Annotated in this window: 20 protein-coding genes and 1 riboswitch; of the genes, 9 read left to right on the top strand and 11 right to left on the bottom strand. The window is 47.7% G+C overall.

Annotated elements, in window-relative coordinates; translation table 11 throughout:
- Positions 1-169 precede the first annotated feature (169 nt).
- Positions 170-427, bottom strand: a riboswitch (cobalamin riboswitch).
- Between the two features lie 106 nt (positions 428-533).
- Positions 534-1427 carry a LysR family transcriptional regulator gene (locus ZMTM_RS04100; RefSeq protein ID WP_221765051.1) on the bottom strand — a complete coding sequence of 298 codons (894 nt, stop codon included), beginning with the start codon at positions 1425-1427 and terminating at the stop codon, positions 534-536.
- A gap of 95 nt (positions 1428-1522) precedes the next feature.
- On the opposite strand from ZMTM_RS04100, the gene ZMTM_RS04105 reads away from it, so the two are divergent.
- Positions 1523-2488, top strand: coding sequence for a sodium-dependent bicarbonate transport family permease (locus ZMTM_RS04105; RefSeq protein WP_221765052.1), 966 nt, complete (start codon positions 1523-1525; stop codon positions 2486-2488).
- Positions 2489-2509: 21 nt separating this feature from the next.
- Here ZMTM_RS04105 and ZMTM_RS04110 read toward each other — a convergent pair whose 3' ends face one another.
- Entirely contained in the window at positions 2510-3097 is a 588-nt protein-coding gene (locus ZMTM_RS04110; RefSeq protein WP_221765053.1) for a BLUF domain-containing protein, read from the bottom strand.
- 226 nt (positions 3098-3323) lie between these two features.
- On the opposite strand from ZMTM_RS04110, the gene ZMTM_RS04115 reads away from it, so the two are divergent.
- Positions 3324-6926 (top strand): DUF748 domain-containing protein, encoded by a 3603-nt coding sequence (locus ZMTM_RS04115; RefSeq protein WP_221765054.1) that lies wholly within the window; start codon positions 3324-3326, stop codon positions 6924-6926.
- Between the two features lie 72 nt (positions 6927-6998).
- On the opposite strand, the gene ZMTM_RS04120 is transcribed toward ZMTM_RS04115, so the two are convergent.
- Positions 6999-7628: a hypothetical protein gene (locus ZMTM_RS04120; RefSeq protein WP_221765055.1), complete on the bottom strand. Its 630-nt coding sequence runs from the start codon at positions 7626-7628 to the stop codon at positions 6999-7001.
- Between the two features lie 299 nt (positions 7629-7927).
- Between ZMTM_RS04120 and ZMTM_RS04125 the strand changes: the two genes are divergently transcribed.
- From ZMTM_RS04125 to ZMTM_RS04145, 5 genes are read left to right on the top strand one after another with little or no spacing between them, the layout of a single operon-like run.
- The gene (locus ZMTM_RS04125) at positions 7928-9229 is read left to right on the top strand and encodes an MdtA/MuxA family multidrug efflux RND transporter periplasmic adaptor subunit (RefSeq protein ID WP_221765056.1); all 1302 of its coding nucleotides are present in this window, start codon (positions 7928-7930) and stop codon (positions 9227-9229) included.
- On the top strand, positions 9229-12375 hold the full coding sequence (locus ZMTM_RS04130) for an MdtB/MuxB family multidrug efflux RND transporter permease subunit (RefSeq protein ID WP_221765057.1): 3147 nt from the start codon (positions 9229-9231) through the stop codon (positions 12373-12375). Before ZMTM_RS04125 ends, ZMTM_RS04130 begins: the two co-directional genes overlap by 1 nt.
- 3 nt (positions 12376-12378) lie before the next feature.
- Positions 12379-15501: a multidrug efflux RND transporter permease subunit gene (locus tag ZMTM_RS04135; RefSeq protein WP_221765058.1), complete on the top strand. Its 3123-nt coding sequence runs from the start codon at positions 12379-12381 to the stop codon at positions 15499-15501.
- Positions 15502-15514: 13 nt separating this feature from the next.
- Entirely contained in the window at positions 15515-16975 is a 1461-nt protein-coding gene (locus tag ZMTM_RS04140) for an efflux transporter outer membrane subunit (protein ID WP_225907090.1), read from the top strand.
- A gap of 37 nt (positions 16976-17012) precedes the next feature.
- Positions 17013-17840 (top strand): mechanosensitive ion channel family protein, encoded by an 828-nt coding sequence (locus tag ZMTM_RS04145; RefSeq protein ID WP_221765059.1) that lies wholly within the window; start codon positions 17013-17015, stop codon positions 17838-17840.
- Here the strand turns inward: ZMTM_RS04145 and ZMTM_RS04150 are convergent, their stop codons facing one another.
- Positions 17841-19661, bottom strand: coding sequence for a sensor domain-containing diguanylate cyclase (locus ZMTM_RS04150; RefSeq protein WP_221765060.1), 1821 nt, complete (start codon positions 19659-19661; stop codon positions 17841-17843).
- A gap of 229 nt (positions 19662-19890) precedes the next feature.
- On the opposite strand from ZMTM_RS04150, the gene ZMTM_RS04155 reads away from it, so the two are divergent.
- A complete protein-coding gene (locus tag ZMTM_RS04155) occupies positions 19891-20067 on the top strand; it encodes a PLDc N-terminal domain-containing protein (RefSeq protein WP_221765061.1) in 177 nt (58 codons plus the stop codon).
- A gap of 13 nt (positions 20068-20080) precedes the next feature.
- Here ZMTM_RS04155 and ZMTM_RS04160 read toward each other — a convergent pair whose 3' ends face one another.
- From ZMTM_RS04160 to ZMTM_RS04185, 6 genes are all read right to left on the bottom strand, one after another.
- Positions 20081-20341: a hypothetical protein gene (locus tag ZMTM_RS04160; protein ID WP_221765062.1), complete on the bottom strand. Its 261-nt coding sequence runs from the start codon at positions 20339-20341 to the stop codon at positions 20081-20083.
- Between the two features lie 37 nt (positions 20342-20378).
- Positions 20379-21809 (bottom strand): ATP-binding protein, encoded by a 1431-nt coding sequence (locus ZMTM_RS04165; RefSeq protein ID WP_221765063.1) that lies wholly within the window; start codon positions 21807-21809, stop codon positions 20379-20381.
- A gap of 6 nt (positions 21810-21815) precedes the next feature.
- Entirely contained in the window at positions 21816-22556 is a 741-nt protein-coding gene (locus ZMTM_RS04170; RefSeq protein WP_225907092.1) for a response regulator, read from the bottom strand.
- Positions 22557-22719: 163 nt separating this feature from the next.
- The gene (locus ZMTM_RS04175) at positions 22720-23232 is read right to left on the bottom strand and encodes an MgtC/SapB family protein (protein ID WP_221765064.1); all 513 of its coding nucleotides are present in this window, start codon (positions 23230-23232) and stop codon (positions 22720-22722) included.
- A gap of 17 nt (positions 23233-23249) precedes the next feature.
- Positions 23250-23462 (bottom strand): hypothetical protein, encoded by a 213-nt coding sequence (locus ZMTM_RS04180; protein WP_221765065.1) that lies wholly within the window; start codon positions 23460-23462, stop codon positions 23250-23252.
- Positions 23463-23490: 28 nt separating this feature from the next.
- Positions 23491-23820: a YbjQ family protein gene (locus ZMTM_RS04185; RefSeq protein ID WP_221765066.1), complete on the bottom strand. Its 330-nt coding sequence runs from the start codon at positions 23818-23820 to the stop codon at positions 23491-23493.
- A gap of 137 nt (positions 23821-23957) precedes the next feature.
- Between ZMTM_RS04185 and ZMTM_RS04190 the strand changes: the two genes are divergently transcribed.
- Entirely contained in the window at positions 23958-24860 is a 903-nt protein-coding gene (locus ZMTM_RS04190) for an NAD(P)H-hydrate dehydratase (RefSeq protein WP_221765067.1), read from the top strand.
- Here the strand turns inward: ZMTM_RS04190 and gshA are convergent.
- Complete coding sequence (gene gshA / locus ZMTM_RS04195) at positions 24817-26403, bottom strand: glutamate--cysteine ligase (RefSeq protein ID WP_221765068.1); 1587 nt, start codon at positions 26401-26403, stop codon at positions 24817-24819. The genes ZMTM_RS04190 and gshA overlap by 44 nt on opposite strands.
- Positions 26404-26439: the final 36 nt, after the last annotated feature.

A 26439-nucleotide genomic window follows, 5' to 3' on the forward strand; every position in this document is an offset into this window, starting at 1 on the left:
CGACAATACAGAATCAATCAGACTGCTTTGATACTGCATAGCCATAAAGACCAGCATGGCAGTAAGCGGAACCAGTTACCAATGCCCGGCAACAAATTAATAGTCGCTTACCATCTGCCGAGGACACCCCGCCTCAAACGTTATGAAAAATAATCCTCACTGATTTAACAGCAAAAGATTGCTAACGGCAGGTCTCCTGGCTCTCAGGTCATTGCTTATTGCCGGCCTTCCCAAGATTCCATGTTCAGAATCTCAGTGACCACTGGTTGGCAACAAACTCACTGATTACAGTTGCGGGGGCAGCCCTGGAATTAAAGCGTTGCAGATACAAACGCTTGTCACCAGATTCCCTTTTAAACCCAGAGTTATTGAAGTTTCTGATAAAACTCCTCACAAATCTCTAGGTACCGAAGTGGATTAAATATAACCCAGCATATTTTTTTTGGAAAGAGAAATTTTTAGAAAAACCACAATATATTGATATATAAAAGATATTAAATCGATATATGGGTAATTTATTTAAAGGAATCTAATTAAAGCTTATGTGCCGTGGCTTGTAAATGGGCAATAAACTCTTTAGCAATGGGCGAAAGTTTTTTCCCCTGCGGATATAGTAACCACCAGTTGGCGTGTATCGGAAACGTCTCAATATCAAGTACGGCTAGGCCTTCATTTTCTGCTTTTCCAGCCAAAGCGTGTCGTGAAATCACGCCCAAACCAAGGTCGCCAGCTACTGCTTGTTTGATCGCTTCATTGCTGCCCAGCTCCAGCCTGACTTTGGGTTTAAATTGATGTTCCTCAAAGTGTCTGTTGCAGGCGAGTCTGGTGCCAGAGCCACGCTCTCTCAGCACAAATGATTCATTTTCAAGTGATTTGAGGCTCAACCCTGTTTGATACGCAAGCGCATGATTGATCGGTGCAATGACGACTAACGGGTTCTCCATAAACGCTTGCTTCTCTAGCGCCATGTCCTCTGGCGGGATAGACATAATGTAAAGATCATCAGCATTTTCTTTCAGGCGTTGAACCACGCCATCGCGGTTAAGCACTTCGAGTGAGATATCCACTTCTGGGTAAGCGTGGCAAAAGTCACCCAGTATGCGTGGTACAAAGTATTTGGCCGTGCTGGCAACGGCTACGCGCAGTCGGCCTTTTTTATGCCCTTTCATCGCTTCTATGGTTTGTTCAAAGCGGCTCCATTCTTCGGTCATGGCTTGTGCTGTCTCTGCAAGAGATTCACCCGCTTCTGTCAGGTGCAGGCGCTTGCCGATTTGCTCGTAAAGTGGCAAGCCAATGGTATCTGTGAGCTCCTTCATTTGCATGGACACTGTCGGTTGTGTGACGTAGCAAGCTTCAGCCGCAGCGGTGATACTTTTAAGTTGTGCAACAGCCAGAAACACATTCATCTGCCTAAAAGTAATATTCATCAGTATTAACCTATGGTTTATATAAATATTATTGATTTTACACTATTCAATAGTCTGGTTAGTATCCGTGCCGCAAACACTACAGGGGGCTTTAAATGAAGACATTATTAGATCCAGCAATTCTATTTTTCGTATTTGGTTTACTGGCGGGATTGATGAAATCCAATCTTGAAATACCGCCACAGATATCACGTTTTCTATCACTATATTTGCTGATGTCACTGGGTCTTAAGGGTGGTTTTGCCCTTGCAAAATCTGGCGTTAATGGTGAAGTGGCAATTACTTTGGCGTGTGCAGTTGGTTTGGCTATTTCTATTCCACTACTGGGTTACCAGATACTCAAGCGATTCGTCAGTGGTTATGATGCCGCGGCGATTGCAGCGACTTATGGTTCAGTGAGTGCCGTCACTTTTATTACTGCTACTCAATTTCTTGAGAATGCAGGCATTCCATTTGGCGGTCACATGGCTGCAGCCATGGCATTGATGGAATCCCCCGCGATTATTCTTGCAGTGCTGCTGGCCAATAGAACTCGCCATCAATTAGCACCGCAGTCTCAATCCAAGGCGGGAGTGAGCCTAAGTAAATTGCTACACGAATCACTCACCGATGGTGCGCAGGTATTGTTGATCGGTGCCTTGATTATCGGCCTATTGACTGGCGAAGCAGGCAAAGCTGCGATGCAGCCATTTTCTGGTGATTTATTTAAAGGCATGCTGGCTTTTTTCTTGCTAGATATGGGCTTGCTGGCCTCACGAAATATCAGTGGATTAAAAGGCAAATCCGTCTGGGTATTCTTGTATGCGATCGCTGCACCTTTATTGCACGCAAGCATTGCACTAGGGTTGGCACATTGGCTTCATATCAGTGCTGGAAATGCCGTGTTACTCATGGTTTTAGCTGCAAGTGCATCTTATATTGCGGTGCCTGCAGCCATACGATTTGCGATTCCAGAAGCTAATCCATCGCTGTATGTCGGTATGTCACTCGCGCTGACTTTTCCATTTAACTTGATTGTAGGTATCCCGCTCTATACATGGTTCGTATTACATCTACTTTAAAGCTGTATCTATTTTAAATCACTAATGTAACTTGATAATGCCCGCGGCAATCAGCATTGCCGCGGTTGCAACTAGCAATGCGAATATTGAGATGAATAAGGCCCATCGCACTGATTGATCGCCATGCGGGGTAATCACTTCGGTATTGCTGGTTGGAGCGATTGTGCTCGATTCAGTGGGGTCGGCGGCAGCGTGCAACAAACCCATGACCGCCTGCGTGACTTCAGGGCTAAAGCTGTAAGGGTCAAAACTTTTATAACCATAGCCAGCAAGTAGTCGCTTCATCTCTGTTCCAATTCCCACGAATTTCATAGACCAGTCAGGGAATGAGCGCTCGCTGATTTCTTTTCGCGAGAGCAGTTTCAGGTCTTTATGGCGCGGGTCTTCAAGCAGGGTTTGATAGAGTTTTTCAACCGCTTCTTGCTCGCCTTCCAGGCACTGGAAAAAACAGCCATCTCCAAAATAAAGCACGCCTACCAAGCCTTCTTTACGATTATTAGTGCGTGATTTAGCAAGTATGCGTGCCACATTGGGGTCAAGCCCACCAAAGGCATCTGATGACGGAAATATTGAGCGGCTGATGTAAATAATCTGAATCAGGTTTTGCATGTTAATCCCCTTGATTTTTTGAATTCATTATTATTGATTTGCTAGCCAATATGACTATGAAAAACCAGTAATAATTCAACCTCAAGAACATGCGAATTAAAAAATATGGGTGGGTGATAGATGGCGTCTAACTAAGCTAATATACTTAGTCGATATTAGATATCAGGCATTCAATACAGCTGGCGAGTTAGCTGCATAAGCTAAGCTGCATTCGGCGGGGGAAGCAATGAAGCAACTACAAAAAAAATTACTGCAATTCAAAAACAATCACTTGAGTAGTCAACGGCTTAGGCATTATTTTCTGGCCAAACCCACCAAAATCATTGCCGGCTTATTCATTGCCTATCTGCTGTTTGGCTATTTTGCGGTTAACCCGATTGCCAAGCGCGCGTTGCCATGGGTGGCGGAGCATAAGCTGGCTAGCCGCATCACAGTAGATCAGGTGAAGTTTGACCCATTTAGCCTGATTCTTACCATTGATAATTTAAAGCTGAGCAAGCTAGATGGCTCGCCACTGGCCAGCTTTCAGCACTTGTTGTTGAACGTAGATACCGCAGGCATTTTCCATTTTGCCTGGCGTCTTAACGATATTCGCCTGACTGGACCTGAAGTCAGTTTTGATATTGGGCCAGACGGCAAGCTTAACTGGGCAGACCTGATTGCCAAGTTGAATGAAGATAAAAAGCCAGATGATGGCGGCATGGCGCGCCTGTTGATTGACCATATTCTGATTGAGGGCGGTGATATTCAATACACCGACCGCAATCGACCAACGCCCTTCAAGGCCGTATTAGAGCCGCTGGGGCTTGAGCTTGAAGGGCTCTCCACCTTGCCTGAAGACCGTGGTGATTACCTAGTTTATGCCAAGCTGCCAGAGCAGGGTGGTAGTTTGAAGTGGAAAGGTGACCTTTCTCTCAACCCGATTGCCTCGGCTGGCTCGATACAGATCGAAGGTATCCATTTAGCAAAATTGATGCAGGTGCTCACACAACATGCGCTGCCATTCGAGATTACAGGCGGGGAATTGCAAACCAATTTGGACTATCGTTTTGCGATGGTGAAAGTGCCTGTCAAGCCAGCAGACGCAGCACAGTCTGACCAAGCCGAACTCCCCCCAGTGCCAGAAGCGCGCGTTGAAAATCTCACGCTCAAAGTCACTAATCTTGCAGCGAATGTGCAGGGTAATGGTCATCTGGCACTTGGCGAAACCCAAATTACATTGCCTGCGCTGGATTTCTCAATGCTCAACGGTACCCAGCTTAAATTTGCGGGCTTGAAAGTCACTACCAATGAGTTGGCAATCACGCAGGGCAAAGACAGTTTGTTTAAGTTGAATCAAGCCGCGGTGAATGATGTGAGTTTTGATCTGGCCGCACAACAAATAAAAGTCGGTGAAATAGCGCTTGATGCAGGTGAAGTGAGTGCAACAAGATTGAAAGATGGCAGTATCAACTGGCAACAACTTGTGCCTGCTGGCCCCCAGTCCGCCGAAGTATCAGCCTCTAAAGACACAGCAAGCGATGACAAAAAAGACAGCAAGTCATTCAAATTTGAGCTCGCCAGTTTCAAACTCTCTCACTTGAAAGCCGCTTTTCAAGATGAAAGTTTCGTACATCCGCTGCATGCCGAGATCAAGGATATCAATCTAAGCCTGAGTGCCAATAATGCCGATGGAGGCATTGCGATTGAGCCGATGAGTGCCGATTTGAGTGGAGTTAACGTGCAGTCCGCGCTCTACCCGCAGTCTATGGCCAGCATTGACAAAATCAACCTGCAAAGCGGTGCGGTCAACTTAAAAGATAGTAGCGTGAAGTTATCGGAGCTTTTGGTTTCTGGCTTGCAAACCCAGGTGCTGAGAGCTGCGGATAAATCTATCAATTGGCAGGCAGCTTTGGCTCAGGTAACTGCCAACAAACCATCAACTCCAGCCACCCAATCCAAACCGTCTAGCCAAGCGCCATGGAAAGTTTCGTTAGATAAATTCGCCGTGCAAAATAGTGGTGTGCATATTGAAGATAAGAGCACACCCAGCCCAGTGGTGTTTGATATACAAAATACCTTGTTGGAGCTTGATAATGCCTCGCTCGACTTAGCCAAGCCATTGCCACTAAAGCTCAAAACACAGTTCAAACAGGGCGGGCAGTTTGAAGCGAATGGTAGCTTGGCGCTCATGCCGCTCAAAGCAGATTTGCAAATCAAACTAGATGCGCTTGCGCTTAAACCATTCTCGCCCTATGTGAATCAGGCGGCCTACCTCAAGCTCAATGATGGGCAAGCCAATGCGCAAGGCAAGTTGGCGCTCAAAACCGAAAAGACGCTCACAGGGCAGTTTAATGGCGGATTCAGCGTCAACAATCTGGCGGTCATTGAAGAGCCTGATAATGTTTTGTTTCTAGGCTGGAAGTCAGTATCCAGTAACTCACTCAAGTTAGCGATTGCCCCTAACCAGTTGCATATGGATGCCTTGCGTATTGAGCAGCCCACAGGCAAGTTCATCATATACGAAGATAAAACCCTCAACGTGAAGCGCATCCTGCGCACACCAGAGCCAGCAAGTAATCCGCCAGTTGCTGAAACGAGCCCTTCACCTGCGAGCGCTACAGAAGAGGCATTCCCGATTGCGATTGACCGCGTTAGTGTGAATAACGCTAATTTGGAGTTTGCTGATCTTTCGCTCAAGCCGCAATTCGGCACGCACATCAATAGCCTCACAGGCGTGATTAATGGCCTATCTACCAACCCCAATACCACCGCACAGGTGGAGATGGATGGCAAAGTGGATGAATTTGGCTCTGCGCGTATTCGCGGCTCCTTACAGCCATTCCGCGCCACTGATTTTACTGACCTGAAGTTGAGCTTCCATAACCTTGAGATGAATCGCCTTACCCCCTATTCAGGCAAGTTTGCTGGCCGCCGCATAGATTCTGGCAAGCTCTCGGTTGATCTTGAATATAAAATCAAGCAGCGCCAATTGACAGGTGAAAACAAGTTTGTCATCAATAAATTAAGGCTGGGCGAACATGTGGATAGCCCCGATGCAATGAACCTGCCGCTTGATCTGGCAATCGCTTTGCTCGAAGACAGTGATGGACTGATTGATCTTGACCTGCCTATCTCGGGCAGTCTAGATGACCCACAATTCAGCTATGGCAAGATCGTCTGGAAAGCCATTCTGAATGTATTTGAGAAAATCGTGACTTCGCCATTCCGCCTGCTGGGTAATCTGCTTGGTGTCAGCTCAGATAAATTAGAGGCGATTAGTTTTGACCCAGGCCTGGCAACGCTGCTGCCAGAAGAACAGGAAAAACTGAAGTCGGTGGCCGAAGGCATGGCCAAGCGCACATCACTCACCTTGAGTATTGTTCCAGCATTTGATGCCGCCGCCGATAAAGCCGCACTGCAAGAGCTGGCCACCCGCCGTGACGTATTGAATGATATGGGCATCAAGCTTAAAGAGGGCGAGCAGCCTGGGCCTTTGGATATGAATAACGTCAAAGTGCAGTCATCCATTGAAAATATGCTCAAGGAGCGCAAAGGCGAGGGCCGTAATCTTAAGGCGCTCGAATCGCTCAAAGACTATTTCAAAAAATCCAAACCAGAAGATGTGCCGAAATATGCTGACATGCTTCAACAACTTAGGTTGACGGCGAATGTCACAGATGCAGATTTGACCAACTTGGCTAAAGCCAGGGCAACAGCAGCTCAAGATTACCTGCTGAAAAATGCAGGCCTCGCGCCTGAAAAGTTGATGATTGCTGAGCCAGTCAAAGTGGTTGGAGATGGGAAAACGGTGAACCTTAAAATGAATCTGGGCGTTTCTAAAAAATAGGCAATGCTGAATAGAAATTTTAATTGAGGTCTGTCTCTGAATGTTCTTGCCATTTGTAACCTCTTAAATTATTCATTCGCCAAATATCAAATTTACGTTTGCATCACTACCAAGATAAGTAGTGGCCCAGTCACAAGTATTTCCCGATGGCGCATCTAGTAAAGTATGATTTCTATCAAACAAGCTATAGCCAATTACGGTAAGGTTTGCGACTATTTTATTTGTTCTCATATCGATAATTTGATTACCCGAGCGACCTGTTCTTAACTCGTTGGGGAATTCCTCATTAATATTTTTCCATGCATATACAGTCTTTTGAGTTAAGTCGGCTGACTTAATAGCATAAAATTCTTTATGATGGCTATATCCAATAACTTCACTTCTTGGAGGCTTTTCAGGGCCAATATAAGTAATGTCGTAAAGTTGTTTATCGTCATAGTCTAAGAATCGAACAAATTTAACATGGGGTGAAGCGGCAAGTTTAAAGACACTTGAAGGTGCTGTTGGTATACCTTCATTGTAAATCCAAGCCATATTTGGCTCGACTTTATTGATCACTTGTTTGGTTTTTTCTGTTTCACATAGCTCTTTAAATCGATAGTAGCCCTTGATGTTGTCAAAAAAAATAATCGCGACTACGAGTAAGCAAGCGCCAATAATCAGAACTGGTTTTGAAAATAAAATAACTTTTAGCTTTTTCATGCTACTAACCTCCATGGAACAATAGGGGACAGACCACGTTTAATGTCTTTGTTGAATCCCTTTTCATAGCTTCAGACTTGAACTAATAGTTAAGATTGAAAGCCTCAAAGATTGGCCTAGTTTTTCGCTTATATCAATATCAAAACATATTCTATCGTATCGTTTTGTAACTGCCTTATAACTGGCATCAATTATCGTTAAACTGCATTGGCTGTAAAAGTGTTGCAAAACAGCCAATGTAATATCAATGTAACTACCAAGAACCATCAATTGCAGAACTCAGATAGCAGGATTAGCTCATGGCGCTTACTCAAAACACATCAATTTCATCATCCAAAAAACGATGGAAAATTCTTATCTGGTTTCTCATCATCGTGCTGATTGTCGCTGGAGCGTCTTATTACCGACATTATCAGCAGGCTAAGGCAACCAGTGGTGATGGCGCTACAGAAGCGTCGCAAGCTGCTGGCCCGGGAAAAAAGTTTGATCCCTCTGCAAAACCTGCTCCTGTTGCCACTGCAAAAGCTAAAACTCAGGACGTGAATATATATCTTGATGCCTTGGGTACTGTGACGCCACGCAATACTGTTACTGTTAAAGCGCGTGTGGATGGCCAACTGCTCAAGCTTTATTTCACTGAAGGCCAGATGGTGAACGCGGGCGATTTACTCGCACAAATTGATCCGCAGCCTTATCAGGTCGCATTAGCGCAAGCTGAAGGCCAACTGTTCCGTGATAAAGCCCTGCTTGAGAATACGTCGATTGATCTTGAGCGCTACAAAACTTTGCTAGGCCAGGACTCCATCTCCAAGCAGCAGGCTGATACGCAAGAAGCCTTGGTGCGCCAATATCGTGGTGCAGTGGCAGTGGATCAGGCATTGGTGGATAGCGCCAAACTACAACTTAGTTATGCACGCATCACCGCGCCAATTGCAGGCCGTGTGGGTTTGCGGCAGGTGGACCCGGGCAATATGATTCACAGTACTGATACGAACGGGATTGTCACCATCACCCAATTACAGCCAATCACGGCCTTATTCAATGTGCCTGAAGACAATCTACCAAGCATTAATGAGCGCGTGAATTCAGGCGAGCCAGTCAGTGTAGATGCATTTGACCGCGCTCAAAAAAGCAAGCTCGCGAGCGGCAAGCTGCTGACCACAGATAACCAGATTGATACCACCACTGGCACCATCAAGCTGCGCGCAATATTCAAGAATGATGATGCGGCTCTGTTTCCTAATCAATTTATCAACGTGAAGATTCTGGTGGATGTGCAAAAAGATGCAGTGGTGATCCCTGTGGCTGGCTTGCAGCGCGGTAGCAAGGGCGATTATGTCTATGTGCTAGTCGATGGTGACAGCGTAACTGTGCGCCCTGTGAAATCAGGCTATGTGGATGGCGAAGTGGTGGTGATTGCGAAAGGGCTTGATGCTGGTGAAGTCGTTGTGACGGATGGCACAGACAAACTGCGTGAGGGTGCGAAAGTGAAACCGATGGAACCTGTTGCGGCAGATGCTACAGCTGGCAAACATGGCCATGGAGGACATCACAAAAAGGGAGGGCAGAAACCTGGCGAGAAATCAGGAGGCGCTGATTAATGAATCCCTCGCGTTTATTCATATTGCGGCCAGTGGCGACTACGCTGCTGATGATCGCCATTTTGCTATCGGGTGTTTTGGCGTATCGGCTGCTGCCGCTATCCGCATTGCCCGAAGTGGATTACCCGACCATACAGGTGGTCACGCTTTATCCTGGTGCCAGCCCCGATGTAGTGACTTCATCAATCACCGCGCCGTTGGAAAGACAATTCGGGCAAATGCCTGGGCTCAACCAGATGACCTCCACCAGTTCTGGTGGCGCATCTGTCATTACACTACAATTTTCGCTCAACATGACGCTGGATGTGGCTGAGCAGCAAGTGCAGGCGGCCATTAACGCAGGCAGTTCATACTTACCAACTGACTTACCAACACCGCCTATCTATAACAAGGTAAACCCAGCCGATACGCCGATACTCACGGTAGCGCTTACCTCTAAGACCTTGCCTTTAACCACGGTGGAAGATTTAGCCGATACGCGGCTCGCGCAGAAAATCTCACAACTCAGTGGCGTAGGCCTGGTCACCATCAGCGGCGGCCAACGCCCAGCGGTGCGCATACAGGTGAACCCCAAGGCGCTGGCTGCGGTTGGTATCAGTATTGATGACTTGCGCACTTCCATCGGCAATGCCAACCAGAATCAAGCCAAGGGCAGTTTTGATGGCCCAAGTCGCGCCTCTACCATTACCGCGAATGACCAGATTAAAACACCGCAAGATTACTTGAAGCTGGTGATTGCTTACCGCAATGGCGCAGCGATTCGCTTGAGCGATGTGGCCGCTGTGGTGTCAGATGCTGAAAATCTGCGGCTTGCGGCCTGGGCGAATCGCGATCCAGCTGTGGTGCTCAATATCCAGCGCCAACCGGGTGCGAATGTCATTGAAGTGGTCAATCGCATTCAAGCGTTGTTACCTGAGTTACAGGCTTCATTGCCGGCTGATCTTCAAGTGACTGTGCTCACAGACCGTACCACGACCATTCGCGCTTCCGTCAATGACGTGCAGTTTGAGCTGATGCTTTCCGTGGCGCTAGTGGTAATGGTGATTTTCCTGTTCCTACGCAATATTCCAGCGACATTGATTCCCAGCGTGGCTGTGCCTTTGTCGTTGATAGGTACGTTCGGCATCATGTATCTTGCAGGCTTTAGCATCAACAACCTGACCTTGATGGCACTGACCATTGCTACGGGTTTTGTGGTGGATGATGCCGTGGTCATGATTGAGAATATCTCGCGCTATATAGAGCAGGGCGATACACCGCTAGAGGCTGCGCTTAAAGGTTCCAAGCAGATTGGGTTCACCATTATCTCGCTTACGCTTTCGCTAATTGCGGTATTGATTCCACTATTATTTATGGGCGATATCGTGGGGCGGCTGTTCCGTGAGTTTGCTATTACGCTCGCCGTGGCGATCCTGATTTCTGCCGTCGTTTCATTAACGCTCACCCCGATGATGTGCGCTAAATTATTACGTCACCAACCCGAGTCTGAGCGCGGCTGGTTCTACAATAAATCCGGCGCAGTGATTGATCGCGTGACCCATGAATACGGCAGATTACTAAGCGTGGTGTTGAATCATCAATGGATCACCTTGCTGGTTGCGTTAGCGACCATGGTATTTACCGTCATTCTCTATATCGCCGTTCCCAAAGGTTTTTTCCCGATTCAGGATACAGGCGTAATCCAAGGTATTACTGAGGCGCCGCAAACGATTTCGTTTGATGCAATGGCTACCCGCCAGCAAGCATTGGTTGATAGCATTTTGAAAGATCCGGCAGTAGATAGCGTTACTTCATTCATCGGAGTGGATGGCACTAATACCACGTTGAATAGCGGACGCCTGCTGATTAATCTTAAGCCCAAGGATAAACGCGCTGGTAACGTTCAGACTGTGATGCAGCATTTACAGGATGGCGTATCTGAAGTCATTGGTATCAAGCTGTACATGCAGCCTGTGCAGGATTTAACCATTGAAGACCGCGTCAGCCGCAGCCAGTACCAATTCATCATGGATGATGCGGATGCGAAGGTGCTTGAGACGAGTACAGCGCAGATGCTGCAGCGCTTGCAGCAATCTCCCGTATTGAGAGATGTGGCGAGTGACCTGCAAAATAAGGGCTTGCAAGCCTATGTTGACATAGACCGCGATGCTGCAGGCCGCCTCGGTATTACCACGGCGGCGATTGATAATGCCTTGTATAGTGCCTTTGGCCAGCGCCTGATTTCAACCATCTTCACGCAATCCAACCAATACCGCGTAGTGCTTGAAGTAGCCCCAGAGTTTCGTATGGGCATGGATGCGCTGAATGGTATCTACCTAACAGCAAGTACCACTGCTGCAACCGTCACTCAAACCACTAGAAGCCCGGTTGCCATGAACCAAGTGCCTTTGAGCGCGATTGCCAAAATCAGCGAGCGTGAAACTCCGCTAGTTGTGAATCATTTGGGGCAGTTTCCTGCCGCTAATATCTCGTTCAATCTGGCGCCTGGCTACTCGCTGAGTGACGCAGTGAAAGTGATTGATGAAGCACAAGTGGCAACCTCTTTGCCCGCTAGCACCCGTATCACATACCAAGGTGCGGCGACTGCATTCAATGCTTCTTTGGGCAGCCAGTTGCTGCTGATACTGGCTGCGATTATCACCATGTATATCGTGCTCGGTGTGCTGTATGAGAGCTACATTCACCCAATCACGATACTTTCTACGCTGCCCTCAGCGGGTGTGGGTGCTCTGCTGGCTTTGATGCTATCGGGTAATGATCTGGGGATTGTCGGTATTATCGGCATCATTCTTCTGATTGGGATCGTCAAAAAGAACGCCATCATGATGATCGACTTTGCGCTTGAAGCACAGCGCGATCAGGGCATGCCAGCGCGCGAGGCGATTTATCAGGCATGCCTGTTACGTTTAAGGCCTATCTTAATGACGACCATGGCAGCGCTACTTGCCGCACTGCCTCTGATGTTGGGTACAGGTGTTGGTTCTGAACTGCGGCATCCTCTAGGGTTGACTATGGTTGGTGGCCTCATCGTCAGCCAAGCCTTGACCTTGTTTACCACCCCCGTGATTTACTTGGCATTCGACCGCGTGGCCCAGCGCCTCGATGCATTCCGCAAACGTCACCATATCGCCACAGATGGTGTCTGATTAATGAATATCTCTCGTATATTCATCGAGCGGCCTATAGCAACAACGCTGTTAACGTTGGGCATCACGCTCGCGGGTATTCTGGCTTACACCAAGCTGCCTGTGGCCTCTTTGCCGCAGATCGACATTCCCACTGTGTTTGTGCAGGCGCAATTAGCGGGTGCTAGCCCTGAGACCATGGCTTCAACCGTGGCAACGCCTTTAGAGCGGGCGCTTGGGCGGATTTCAGGCATTACCGAGATGACGTCCAACAGCACGCTCGGTTCATCGCGCATTATTATGCAATTTGATTTAAGCCGCAGCGTCAATAGTGCTGCACGTGAAGTGCAGGCTGCGATCAATGCCGCGCGTACTCTATTACCAACCAGTTTGAATCGCAACCCGACGTATCGTAAGGTCAACCCAGCAGATACCCCCATCATGGATCTGGCGTTGACCTCTGACACTATGAACATGGGCCAGCTTTACGATGTGGCAGATTCCATACTTGCGCAAAAATTCTCACAGGTAGAAGGTATCGGTCAAGTCGATGTGGATGGCGGTTCGCAGCCATCGGTGCGTATTGAATTAAATCCATTGGCTTTGGCGCATTACGGTATTGATACCGAAACAGTGAGGGCAGCGGTGGTGGCGACGAATGCTAATCGCCCCAAGGGGTTTATTGAAGATGACGAGCGCCACTGGCAGATAGGGGCTAACGATCAGGCAAAAACCGCCGCCGAATATCAGGGTTTGATCATCACTGTGCGTGATGGCGTTGTGGTGCGATTGTCAGACATCGCCCTAGTGCGCGATTCAGTGCAAGACGTGCGCAATTTCGGTAGCGCCAATGGCAAGCCTGCAGTATTGCTCCACTTGCGCCGCGAACCAGGGGCTAATGTGGTTGAAACCATAGATCGCGTGAAAGCCTTGTTGCCTCAGCTACGCGCCTCTATCCCCAGCGCGATTGACCTCACGGTGATGTTGGATCGCACACCGTCCATTCGTGCCTCTTTGCATCATATTGAATTCACACTGGTGTTATCGATTGGCTTGGTGATTGCCGTGGTGTTCCTGTTTTTGCGCAATGCACGGGCAACGTTAATACCCGCGGTTGCAGTGCCAGTGTCGTTGATCGGTACTTTTGTCGCCATGTATTTTTGCGGCTTCAGTCTGGATAATCTTTCACTGATGGCACTTACTGTCGCTACAGGGTTTGTTGTGGATGATGCGATCGTCGTGCTGGAGAATGTGTCCAGGCATCTTGAAAAAGGCGAGACTGCGATAGAAGCAGCCTTGAAAGGCACGCGAGAAGTGGCTTCTACGGTGGTCTCCATGAGTATATCGCTGGTGGCGGTATTTATTCCCATCCTGATGATGGGTGGGCTGGTAGGGCGCTTGTTGCGCGAGTTTGCTGTCACTATGTCCGTAGCCGTGCTTATTTCATTGGTGATTTCACTGACGACCACACCAATGATGTGTGCCATTTTTTTGAAAAAAGCGCCTATTGAAAACGACACTGATAAAAAATCTCAGAATCGTCTTTATCAATGGCTGGAAGATGGTTTTGAAGCATTGCTCAAGGTATATAAACGTTCGCTAGCGGTAGTCTTGCGCCATGGCTATATCACACTGTTTATACTGCTCGCGGTGGTATGCCTGAATGTGTATCTGTATGTGGTCATCCCCAAGGGATTTTTCCCACAGCAGGATAGTGGCCGTATTTCGGGCAATATCGTGGCCGATCAGGCGACTTCATATCAAGCCATGAAGGGAAAGCTCGATCAATATATCGATATTGTCAAAAATGACCCCGCAGTTGAAGCTTTCACCGCAGGCATAGGTGGTGGACAACGCAATACAGGTCGCATGCTGATTGCACTCAAGCCACGCGCCGACCGCGATGTGAATGGTGATGAGTTTATTGCGCGTATTCGTAAAAAGACGGCGAAGATCACAGGCGCCAAACTGATGCTGCAATCGGAGCAGGATATCCGCGTGGGTGGTCGTGCGGGTAATGCCCAATACCAATACACCTTGCAGGCCGACCAGTTAACTGTTTTACGTACTTGGGAAAAGCGCATCAAGGAAGCACTTTCAGATGCGCCTGAGTTGCTGGATGTGAATAGTGACAGCCAGGATAAAGGCCTGCAAACCACATTGACTATAGATCGTGATGCGGCCTCTAAACTCGGCATCACCATGGCGCAGATTGATAGCACGCTCAATAACCTGTTTGGTCAGCGCCAGGTTTCCACTATCTATAATCCGCTCAACCAGTACAAAGTAGTGATGGAGGCTGCGCCGCAATACTGGCAAAGCCCTGAAACATTACGCAATGTGCAGATTATGGTGACCCAAAGTGACGGTACAGTTAGCCAGGTGCCGCTAATGGCGATTGCCAAGTTTGGCCCTAACAATGCAGCCCTTGCGGTGAACCACCAGGGGCAATTTGCCGCATCCACCATCACATTCAATCTGGCAGAGGGTGGTTCACTATCCACCGCTGCAAAAGTGATCAACGACACCATGGCACGTATCGGCGTGCCGAATTCAGTGCATGGCAGTTTTCAGGGCACGGCAAAAGTATTCGAGGAATCGCTCAAAGGTCAGGTATGGCTGATTCTGGCAGCAATACTGACCATCTATATTGTGCTTGGTATTTTGTATGAGAGTTATATCCATCCGATTACCATTCTTTCAACCTTGCCATCAGCTGGGGTTGGTGCGTTGCTGGCGTTGCTGTTGTTCAAGATCGAATTCAATATCATGGCGATGATAGGCGTGTTGCTGTTGGTCGGTATCGTCAAAAAGAATGCAATCATGATGATTGATTTCGCGATTGATGCAGAGCGCAGCCGTGGCTTGAGCCCACGCGATGCCATCTTTGAAGCCTGTCAGCTCCGTTTCAGGCCAATCATGATGACCACGATGGCTGCTCTCCTTGGCGCGTTGCCATTAGCATTTGGCTTTGGTGAAGGCTTTGAGCTACGCCAGCCACTTGGAGTGGCAATCGTGGGTGGCCTGATTTTCAGCCAGTTATTAACGCTTTACACCACACCAGTCATGTATCTCGCGCTTGATAGTTTTACACGCAGGCCAAATGCAACGGGCACTGCCGTTAGCCCCAAACCACAGCTGACGTAAGGATGATTAGCCCATGATTAACAGACAGAACAAGCACATCAAGAAAGATACAGATATGCGTATTACCCCATTCTTACTTGCCATCATCATGCTGGCTGGTTGCTCGGTTGGCCCTGATTACGTCAAGCCAACCATGCAAGTACCTACTGTATTCAAGGAGCAAAACGGCTGGGTCACCGCGCAGCCGCAAGACACTTTGCCAAAAGGTAAGTGGTGGGAGCTGTTTGGCGATGTTGATTTGAATGCGTTAGTTGAACAGGTTGAAATCTCTAATCAGAATATCAAGGTAGCTGAGGCACAATATCGCCAGGCACAAGCACTAAGAGATCAATCGCACGCCGCATATTACCCGACTGTGACGGCCAATCTTTCAGCTACTAGAAGTCGGCCAGCAAGTAACAATAGTAATACGGTTAATTACAACCCTAATTTAAATACCGCATATCGCGGCTCGCTAGGCGCAAGCTGGGAGCCTGATTTATGGGGGCGTGTAGGGCGCGCGGTGGAATCAGGTGATGCGAGCATTCAAGCCAGCGCAGCAGATATCGAAAACGCCAAGCTCAGCGCGCAGGCTGAGCTTGCACAAGATTACTTTTTGCTACGTATTGCTGATGCCCGTAAGCAATTACTGGATGACACGGTGACTGCCTATGAGCGCTCACTCAAGCTCACGCAAAATCAATATGCCGTGGGCGTCGTCGCCCGCGCCGATGTGGTCGCCGCAGAAACCCAGTTTAAATCTGCCAAGGCGCAAGCCGTGGATGTTGGTGTGCAGCGCGCGCAGTTAGAGCATGCCATTGCCGTGCTCATAGGCAAGGCACCATCAGAGCTGGCCATTGCGCCACTGAAATCCACTTATGTCAGCCTGCCACCTAATATTCCCTTGGCTGTGCCTTCGCAGTTGTTGGAGCGCCGCCCCGATGTGGCTGGTGCAGAACGTCGTGCTGCTGCTGCGAATGCGCAGATTGGCGTGGCGAAAGCTGCGTATTTCCCAGCACTCACTATTGCGCCTACTTTTGGCTACCAGACCAGCAGTTTTTCTCGATTTTTAGAGTATCCAACCCGTTTTTGGTCGATTGGCCCCGCGCTCGTAGAAACCATTTTTGATGGTGGCCTGCGTAAAGCACAAACTGCGCAAGCGATTGCCACTTATGACCAGAATGTGGCGACCTATCGACAAACAGTATTGGGTGCTTTTCAGGAGGTAGAAGATAACTTAGCCTCGCTACGCATATTGCAAGAAGAAGCACAATTGCAGGATGAAGCCGTGAAAGCATCGCGTGAATCCGTAGAGATCACACGTAACCAATATAAGGCAGGCACCGTTGATTTCTTGAGTGTGGTGAATGTAGAAACCATCGCGCTTAATAACGAAAGAACCGCACTGACTTTGCAAGGTAGCCGCTTGACGGCCGCGGTACTATTGATCAAGGCGCTGGGCGGCGGCTGGGATGCTACGAAATTGGATAAGTAGTAGAATCCCAAGCAATGCGATTATTGAAAGCCCTGTTATGAATGCCCAGTTTGGTGACTTAAGCCATATACAAAACACTATTTTCGATTTAGCGATTACCTTCGGACCTAAGGTTCTGGTCGCCATTACTATCATTCTAGTCGGTGTCTTCGCTGGTGGCTGGGTCGCTAAAGTGGTGGATGGTGGCCTTAGGAAATTCAATCTTGACCAGCCAGTGCGTCAATTGCTGGTGCGTATAGTCCGTATATTCGTGCTGGCTATCTTTGTGATTATGGCGCTGCAGAATCTGGGCGTGCAGTTGCTACCGCTGATTGCTGGCCTAGGTGTTGCTGGTGCGGGCATTGCACTGGCGATGCAAGGTGTGCTGAGTAATATTGTGGCTGGGCTGACCATTATCTTCACCAAGCCGTTTCGTGTTGGCGAATACATTTCTATCGTCGGTGAAGAGGGGCAGGTCAATAACATCAGCATCTTTACCACGGTGCTCAGCCATGCAGATCAATCACTTGTGGTGATCCCCAACCGTAAGTTGGTGGGCGAGATCTTGCATAACTATGGCAACATCCGCCAGCTTGATATTGTCGTTAGTGTGGCTTACGACACAGATTTAGATACAGCCGTATCGGTGATTAAAGAGATTTTGCAGAATAACCCGCATACGCTTAAAGAGCCTGCCCCTGCTGTATCAGTCAGCTTGCTTGCGCCTTCTGGTATCAATATCGCAGTGAAGCCTTGGGTAAATGTGCCTGACTACAATCTGGCCAGAGGCGAAATCAACCAAGAAATCGTCAAGACTTTCCACAGCAAGCAGATCGTTATTCCATTCTCACAGCTTGATGTGCGCATGCTGCAAGTGACCGAGTAGTTAACTGAAGAAGGTCAACCTGTTACGGCCTGCGGCTTTAGATTGATACATGGCGCTATCAGCTTGTTTGAATAATTCATCTATATTTTTGGTTTGGTCACTAAACAAGGCAATGCCGATACTTGAGCTGCTGACATGCTGGTAGCCATCAAAATCAAAAGTATGGTTGAGCGTATTCAGAATTTTCTCCCCAATGACGCTTGCGATTTCTTTTGCTTGAATAGCATTAGGGCTTACATCCTCCAGCATCAATACGAACTCATCGCCACCAAACCTGGCTACGGTGTCAAAATCCCTGACACATTTTTTTAGTCGGCTGGCGACTTCGCAGAGTAGTTCATCACCTTTATCATGGCCCAGCGTGTCGTTCAGGGATTTAAAGTGATCCAGATCAATAAAAATCAAGGCCCCAAACTGATCTTTACGACGGCTTGATAACAAGGCTTTTTCTAATCTGTCTAGCAGTAGCCTGCGGTTGGGCAGATTGGTGAGAGGGTCATAAAATGCTAGAAGCTGCATTTTTTCATCTGTTAATTTACGTTCGGTAATATCCTGGAATGCGCCCATCAATTTAGTCGCTTTACCATATTTCATGACGGCTGAACCTTGCGCGCGCACCCAAATATGGTTGCCTTTCGCTGTGATAAAAGGGAGCTCTAAATCCCATGGCTCACCTTTGATGATGGCATTATTCACAGCAGCTTCAATCACAGGTCTTGCTTCTGGCGCGTAGAACGCAATCGCTTCATCAACGGGCGGCGGGGTTGTTGTATCAAGCTCATGAATTTTGAATACTTGTCTAGACCATTTGATTTCGCTGGTCATTAAATCAAGCTCCCAGCCACCAATCTTGGCCATCTCTCCAGCACTTTCAAGAATGAAAGTAAGATTAGCCAGTGATTCTTCTGCTTTAATATTCTCTGAAATATCTCTGGCTATACCGAGGTAACCAATGACCTCACCAGCTTTATTTCGCATCGCAGTGATAGATAAGTTGACGGGTAATCTACTGCCGTTTTTACGAATATAAGTCCACTTTCGGCTGTCTGGACTACCTTCATTGGCTTGTACCGTGAATACTTCAAAGCTTGGCGCAACACTTCGGCCAAACTCTAAACTGAGCATTTCGGCTCGTTTTGCTATTTCATGGTGATCGTGAAAAATAGCGGGCGTATGTTTACCGACTAATTCCTCAGCCTGATAACCGAGCATTTCTTCTGCGCCTAAGTTAAAGCTGGTAATGACGCCATCAACCGTGGTTGAAATAATAGATTTATCAGCGCTGCGTAAGAGTGTGTCGTAGAACGCAGTTTTTTCTGCTAACTCCTGCATCACTAGACGCAGCTCAATTTTATTGACGACTTGTTTACCCAGCTTTTTCAGGGCATTGCGCTGTTCTTGTGTGAGTGTTCGTGGAGTTTGATCAATGACGCATAAGCTACCAAGGCCATATCCATCTGAAGTGATCAGGGGTATGCCAGCATAAAACCGAATATCTGGTGCGCCAGTCACTAGCGGATTATCAAAAAAACGTTCGTCATTTAGCGCGTCATGTATTTCGAACAGATCGTCACCAAGAATTGCATGCCCACAAAAAGAAATCTCTCTGGGTGTTTCTGTGGCATCTAAGCCAACACTGCTTTTAAACCACTGGCGAGTTTCATCTAAAAGCGTAATCAGCGCGATAGGTGTGCCGCAAATGAGTGACGCAAGGCAAGTAATGTCATCAAATGATTCTTCAGCCAGCGTATCCAAAATCTTGTAACGTTTTAAAGCGGCTAGACGCTGGATTTCATTTTTAGGTGATTCAGGTGATTTCAAAATGTACATACCTAAACTTAATATACGTTTTAAGCATATAACATTTGCGGAAAACACGCATATACAATCATTGCTGCGAGTAAATAACTTACAAGCTTGAAGGGCTTAGGTGGCGGCTGCGCGAATGATTTGTAGCACTTTTCCTACATCAGAATCAGCGTATTGCTGAGCTTGTAGTTATCGAGATTTGATAAGATAAACATTCATCAAATTTACGGGGAAATAAAAAATGTATTCTGCCATAGGCTTACTCATTCTAGTGCTCGACATATTCGCGATCATCAAAATCCTGCAAAGCTCAGCGGGCGGTGGCGAAAAGATTTTATGGATTTTAGCTGTTTTGATATTCCCAGTTGCTGGGATGATCGTTTGGTTCTTTGCAGGGCCAGGCGGCAAAAAGCTGTAAGGCTGCGTGCTTTTTAAGTGATAAGTCTTTCATATTCGGGAAAGTACTGCGCAATGACGGATAAATCGAAATTGCGCAGTATGCTGGTATTCGGTTCGCTAGCCAGTAAAAACTCAAAAGAATCATGAATCAAAATTTCTACAGAAGCGCGGTTGCCGATGAGCTTTTTGGCATATTGTTCTGAGACTGTAACTTGGTGTGAAGTGCTTGTTCGGCTATCAACGCTCACTTCAAATTGATAATCGGCCAGCTTTTTAACAGTAATCGTTGCCATCAAGAATTCTCCCTGAATTCAACCTACTTATTTAACTTTAGACGATCGCCATTTCCACAATGGCTTCCAATCCAAGCCCACCAGCGCAGATATTGCGCAACCGCAGGCTACCCCTATGTTTTTCCGCGATATTTCGTGCAATCGTAAGGCCCAGCCCAGTACCACCAGACTCACGCGAGCGTGAGTCTTCTAGGCGTTTGAAAGGTTCGAGCACCCTTAACAACTGATCTTCAGGGATGCCATCACCGCCATCAATCACTGAAATAATCACTTTCTGCCCCTCACGTTTGACGATGACATGAGCAAACTGGCCATATTTGACAGCATTTTCCACCAGGTTGGAGATGCAGCGGCGCAAGGCGTTTGGCCTCGCCATGACAGGTACGCCAACACGGCCACTTTGTGTGACTTCCAGCCCAGCATCAGTGGCATCGTTGCAGATGGTATCAATCAGAGAATCCAGGTCCAGCATCTCGAATGGCTCGCCCTCATTCAGGCTGCGCGAAAGTTCTAGCCCTTCTTTAATCATCTCTAGCGTCACAGATAGATCATTGATGAGCTTGTCACGCAAGGCAGCATCAGAGACCTTCTCAAGCCTCAAACGCAAGCGGGTGAGGGGGGTTTGTAAATCATGTGCGATGGCGGCGAGCATGTAGGTGCGCTCTTCCACAAAGTGACGTATTTGTGATTGCATGGTGTTGAAGGCGATAGCCGCTTCACGTACTTCTGCCGGGCCAGTATCTTCAGGCAATTTTTCTTCATCAGCCTGTTGACCAAGGCTTAGTCCTACACGATGCGCAGCATAGGCAAGCTTTCGCAAAGGGCGAGTAGCCAAATTAGCCACGAACCAGGCTAAGAGTGAAACGCAGAGTAAGAACAAGCCAAGGTAAGGTAAGAAGTCAACGCGAAATGGTGGCGGCAAGCTTTCTGCTGGGGTGGCGACATCAATGCGTATGGCTGTTCCATCATTGAGTGTGGCGAAAATAATGCGGCATTTGCTTGTGCTACTGCTCTGCACGTTTGCGCTGGATTCATTACGCTTAAAGCCATCAGGGCGCACAGGGCAATCTAACCCTGTATGTTGGTAAGCCAAGACTTTTTTAGCATCGCCTAGGACTTTTGATAGTGCTGTGCTGGCCTCGATATCAGGGTTGTAGCCCTTTGTCTGCAATAGTTTGGTTGATTCTGGCGCAGAAAAATCCACTCGTACCCCAGTCTTGCTGGTAATGTCTGCAACCTGTTTTCTGGCAGTTTGCGGCGTGAGTTCAAGCGTGAGGACAATCTGTTCAACCCGTTCAGTGAGATGGCGTAGCCTGACTTGATACAGCATATTCTTGCCTTCATACGCGGCAAGGCTCAATGCAAATGCAGCGCAGACGATGATTCCGCCGATCAGGATCAGGAAAAATCGACCAGTCATGGAATATATAAAAACATGCACAAAACGGCTGGCTAGCGACTTAAGCATTTAGTATCAACTCTCAATCTCTATAGCGGTGGCTAACACATAGCCCTCATTGCGCACAGTTTTGATGATTTGAGGATTCTTGGAATCCACTTCTATTTTTTGTCGTAGGCGACTCACTTGAATATCCACGACCCGATCAAACGGGTCAGCGTCGCGACCTTGGGTCAGGTTAAGCAGATGGTCGCGATTCAGCACCTGATTGGCATGGTCGAGAAATATTTGCAACAAACGATACTCAGCACCAGATAGCGAGATGATCACATCTTTAGAATTCACTAGGTGTCGAGCCACGACATCTAATGTCCAGTTGGCAAAGTGAATACGTTTGGGCTCTACAGCCTTTTTCTCTTCACTAGTCATTTGCATGCGGCGTAACACATTGCGAATCCGCGACAGCAGTTCGCGCGGCTCAAACGGTTTGCACACGTAATCATCTGCACCCATTTCAAGCCCGAGAATACGGTCTAGAGAAGCACTCCTGGCCGTAAGCATGATGATGGGTAGGTCGGATTTTTCGCGAAACTGCTTGCATAGCTGAAAGCCGTTTTCCCCTGGTAGATTCAAATCCAGCACCACCAAGTGAATGTTCGAATTTTGCAGAATATTCCACATAGCTGTGCCATTGGCGGCGACAAAGGTTTTATAGCCGTGCTCCTCAAGATATTCGGCAAGCAATTGCCTGATATCCAAATCATCATCAACGATGAGAATGTTGGCTGGAATTTCTAAAGTGTGGGTTCTGTTCACTACATAGATTCCCGTTTGAAATGCGTGAATTAGCGCTTGAGGGCACTATTTTTATTATGTTAATAGTATCTCTAACAAGACAAGTTCCGTTGCGGATTTTTGTATCGTTTTGTAGCTAAATGTTGATATTAAAAGCGAATGTTATGCAAACATTCAGATATGTTTATTGAGTATGTGGGGGCTCTTTAGATGTGGGCTGGTTTTTTCTAAACAAACGCTCAACTAGTTTTTCAATTGATCTTCCAAGGGTTAACACTGCCATAATCAAAAAACTGGAAACTAATATGAGTGGCCAGTAACCTGCACCACAGAGAACCCCCATGACTGCGGCTACCCAGATAGTGGCAGCAGTAGTCAAGCCAGAAACATGCCCTTCAGGATCCCTGATGATTACTCCAGCACCTAAAAACCCGATACCAGTAAGTATGCCTTGCAGCACATGGCTCAAAGCGCTGGGGTCAGTCGGGCTACCGAAAGGTTGTAAATTTAGAATCACCAGTGTTGCCGTCGCTGCGCCTAATGTTACTAGTGCATGCGTTCGTAATCCTGCAGGTTTGCCATGCAAGTCGCGATTTAAACCCAGCATTCCACCAACTAATACTGCTACGCCCAGCCTGCTGAAGAGTGTGCAGATGGTTGAGCTGTTTTCTAGGGCAGATGTTAAAGCAATGGTCATGAGAGTTTCTTAATTAGTTAGTCTAAATTTTCACTTTGATTGATGACTTTGTAAGCGTTGTATTCTTTTATTACGTATATCAGCACGATATCTATTACAAGAAAAGCACCTAACGTGAGTTCGATTTTGGCGAAAATCTCTGCAGACCAAGGCGTGACCCAGATTTGTGCTAGTCCTAGCACAATAGATAAAACGAAGAGACCTGCCCCCAATAAGATGCTGGATTTCATAGTGACTCCTTTAGCTATTCAAGGATTTTTATTTAGGCTTAACCACGACAGCGGTGCCATAACAGAGCACTTCTGTGACGCCTGCCATAATCTCGGTGGCATCGTATCTTGCACCAATAATCGCATTTGCCCCATGTTTTTCTGCTTGTTTACACATGAGTTGGAAAGCATCACGTCTAGCCTGTTCACACAGCGTGGTATAGACCGTAATATTGCCACCTAAAATTGTCTGCAGACTACCAAAGAATGAACCGACAATAGAACGTGAGCGCACAACTATGCCCCTGACAACGCCAATATTTTGGGTAATTTCGTAGCCTGGCAGTTCGAGTACGGTGGTGACCATTTTGACTTCCATGTTTTCCCCTTTTGATATGTGTGCAGATAATCCGCGATAGCAGAAAAGTACGCCCTACGATTTCGCAAACATGATTGAATAAGAGTATATATAAGATTCATTCGATTGATATTGAAACCAGCCATAGGCAATTAAATATGAATGCAATAAATGCTTTACCTTTACTCGGACGACTCAAACGCAAGCCTGATTCGCATAAGGGTGACTATGGCAAAGTGCTGATTATTGGCGGCGCGGCTGGCATGGTTGGTGCGCCTTTGCTCTCTGGGCAGGCCGCTCTGCATAGCGGCGCGGGTTGGGTGGTTATAGCCTTTTTATCAACCAACGCACCCGCTGTGATGCAAGCGCAACCAGAAATGATGTTGCGACATGTTGAGACTATCGACTTTGGTGATATCAATCCCGATGTAATCGCAATTGGGCCTGGCATGGGCACAAGTGAACAAGCCAAGGCCTTGTTAGCACAGGTGTTCTTGATGGATGTTCCATTGGTGATTGATGCAGATGCCCTGAATCTGTTGGCGGCAGATTATGCTTTGATAGGTTTGTTGCAAAAGCGTAAAGCACCATCAGTATTAACGCCTCATCCAGGTGAGGCTGGCCGTTTGTTGCAGTTATCTAATCAGGCCATACAAGCTGACCGCATTGCCAGCATTAATGCCTTAGTGAAAATGACAAAAGCTATATGTGTGCTCAAGGGCTCTGGCAGTCTTGTAGCTTCTCCAGAACATGCTCCAGAGATATGTAGCGCAGGTAATCCCGGTATGGCAACGGCGGGTATGGGTGATGTGTTGACTGGCGTTATTGCCGCGTTAATCGGGCAGGGCGTACGTAATAGCCTGAACGTCTGGGATGCAACCCGACTGGCGGTGTTGTTGCATGCGATGGCTGCAGATAGCCTTGTCAATAAGGGCATAGGCCCAATAGGCCTAACCGCGCTAGAGGTGGCTTACGAAGTGAGGCAACTGGTCAATCACTATGCTGAAAATGCCTCATCTACTGACACAGATGGCTTGGCGTTCTTGCTCGATAGTCCTTGATAAAGGCATCGAAGTCGCCCGTCTGTGTTGCTTCAATCTGTGCTTGTTCATTGAGCGATGTTTGAGCCATCTCTTCAAAACTGGCTAGCTCTTCCGCGCTCAATGGGCGTGACTTGAAGTCTTCTGCATGAATTTGGCTTTGATGCAGGGCAAAAGTTTTGAATGAGCCACCATGCGCATGAATCGCCTCTAATACCTTGGCTGATGGCGTGAGTTCTACTGAGATTAGTTTCTCTTTTTGAACAGCTAGTGCATTCGCATGTACTGAGTCACCATGCTGCGCATCTAGTAAATCTGCAATTTTGCTAATTTCGGTTAGCAGTTCTAGCCCCCAGGTTTTGAGTTCAATGGCTTCACCATTGCGTTGCAAGGTAAAGCCTGGGCGGCGGCCTTCTTTCACCGTGCGAGCAAAGTTATCTTTATTTTCGGCATCTTCAGCTTCACTTGTGGCTGGGCTATCTGTAAATGCACAGAAGTGTAAAAACGCATCAATAAAGCGCGAGGTTTCCAGAGTAATACCGATGGGGTTGAACGGGTCAACGTCCATACATCGCACTTCAATATATTGCACCCCGCGTGAACAGAGCGCTTCCAGTGGGCGTTCGCCAGTGCGGATGACGCGCTTGGGGCGTATTGTGGCGTAAAACTCATTCTCGACCTGCAGAATGTTTGCGTTGATCTGTACCCATTCACCATCCCGTTGTATGCCAAGTTCCTCATACGGCGGATACGGCTCGCGCACGCCGCGTGCAAGGCTTACCATGTAATCACGCAACGAGTTAATTGGCTTCATTAGCCCCGCCTGCACATTGTTCTGGTACCCGAGGTCGCTCATACGGAGGCTGGTGGCGTAGGGTAGGTATAAGGTATCTTCCGACAATGCTTCTAATCCATGAGGATTGCCCCGCATAAACTGCTTGGCGACGGCAGGTGACGCGCCGAACAGATACATGAGCAGCCAGCTATATCGGTGAAAGTTGCGCAATAGCGCAATATAGCTCTCGGACTGGTAACTCATGGCAGTGCCGCCAGCTTCTTCTGTGTTCTTGAGTAAACGCCAGATATCCTCAGACATCGAGAAGTTGTAGTGTATGCCTGCGATACATTGCATGGTTCTGCCATAGCGCAAAGCTAGGCCTTGTCTATACACATGCTTGAGCATACCGATATGTGACTTGCCGTAGGTAGCAATCGGGATATGTTCTTCTTCTGGCAGGTCACAGGGCATGGATTGACTCCATAATAATTCGTCGCCAAGTGCGGTGTAGCTAAAGCGATGCACTGCGTCCAGCTGAGCTAGTACAGATTCAATATCGCGCCCAGTTGGAGTGATAAATTCAAGCAGTGACTCAGAGTAATCAGTAGTGATTTGCGGATGGGTGAGTGTTGAACCAAGTGATATTGGATGCGGCTTCTGCGAGAGATTTCCTGTGGCATCTACCCTTAAAGCTTCACGCTCTATACCGCGTAATCCCTGCGCCAGTAATTTGCGGTGAGCCTCATACGAAAATAATTTAAGACGGCGGGTTAGTTGCTCACTCAATTGGAATCTCTTTATTGTTTGTTATATGTGCTCACG

The organism is Methyloradius palustris (assembly GCF_019703875.1).
In the GTDB taxonomy this organism is placed as follows: domain Bacteria; phylum Pseudomonadota; class Gammaproteobacteria; order Burkholderiales; family Methylophilaceae; genus Methyloradius; species Methyloradius palustris.

Coding starts and splice junctions, on each gene's coding strand:
- ZMTM_RS04100 (WP_221765051.1), bottom strand. CDS start 1,427: ATGAATATTACTTTTAGGCAGATGAATGTGTTTCTGGCTGTTGCACAA.
- ZMTM_RS04105 (WP_221765052.1), top strand. CDS start 1,523: ATGAAGACATTATTAGATCCAGCAATTCTATTTTTCGTATTTGGTTTA.
- ZMTM_RS04110 (WP_221765053.1), bottom strand. CDS start 3,097: ATGCAAAACCTGATTCAGATTATTTACATCAGCCGCTCAATATTTCCG.
- ZMTM_RS04115 (WP_221765054.1), top strand. CDS start 3,324: ATGAAGCAACTACAAAAAAAATTACTGCAATTCAAAAACAATCACTTG.
- ZMTM_RS04120 (WP_221765055.1), bottom strand. CDS start 7,628: ATGAAAAAGCTAAAAGTTATTTTATTTTCAAAACCAGTTCTGATTATT.
- ZMTM_RS04125 (WP_221765056.1), top strand. CDS start 7,928: ATGGCGCTTACTCAAAACACATCAATTTCATCATCCAAAAAACGATGG.
- ZMTM_RS04130 (WP_221765057.1), top strand. CDS start 9,229: ATGAATCCCTCGCGTTTATTCATATTGCGGCCAGTGGCGACTACGCTG.
- ZMTM_RS04135 (WP_221765058.1), top strand. CDS start 12,379: ATGAATATCTCTCGTATATTCATCGAGCGGCCTATAGCAACAACGCTG.
- ZMTM_RS04140 (WP_225907090.1), top strand. CDS start 15,515: ATGATTAACAGACAGAACAAGCACATCAAGAAAGATACAGATATGCGT.
- ZMTM_RS04145 (WP_221765059.1), top strand. CDS start 17,013: ATGAATGCCCAGTTTGGTGACTTAAGCCATATACAAAACACTATTTTC.
- ZMTM_RS04155 (WP_221765061.1), top strand. CDS start 19,891: ATGTATTCTGCCATAGGCTTACTCATTCTAGTGCTCGACATATTCGCG.
- ZMTM_RS04160 (WP_221765062.1), bottom strand. CDS start 20,341: ATGGCAACGATTACTGTTAAAAAGCTGGCCGATTATCAATTTGAAGTG.
- ZMTM_RS04165 (WP_221765063.1), bottom strand. CDS start 21,809: ATGCTTAAGTCGCTAGCCAGCCGTTTTGTGCATGTTTTTATATATTCC.
- ZMTM_RS04175 (WP_221765064.1), bottom strand. CDS start 23,232: ATGACCATTGCTTTAACATCTGCCCTAGAAAACAGCTCAACCATCTGC.
- ZMTM_RS04180 (WP_221765065.1), bottom strand. CDS start 23,462: ATGAAATCCAGCATCTTATTGGGGGCAGGTCTCTTCGTTTTATCTATT.
- ZMTM_RS04185 (WP_221765066.1), bottom strand. CDS start 23,820: ATGGAAGTCAAAATGGTCACCACCGTACTCGAACTGCCAGGCTACGAA.
- ZMTM_RS04190 (WP_221765067.1), top strand. CDS start 23,958: ATGAATGCAATAAATGCTTTACCTTTACTCGGACGACTCAAACGCAAG.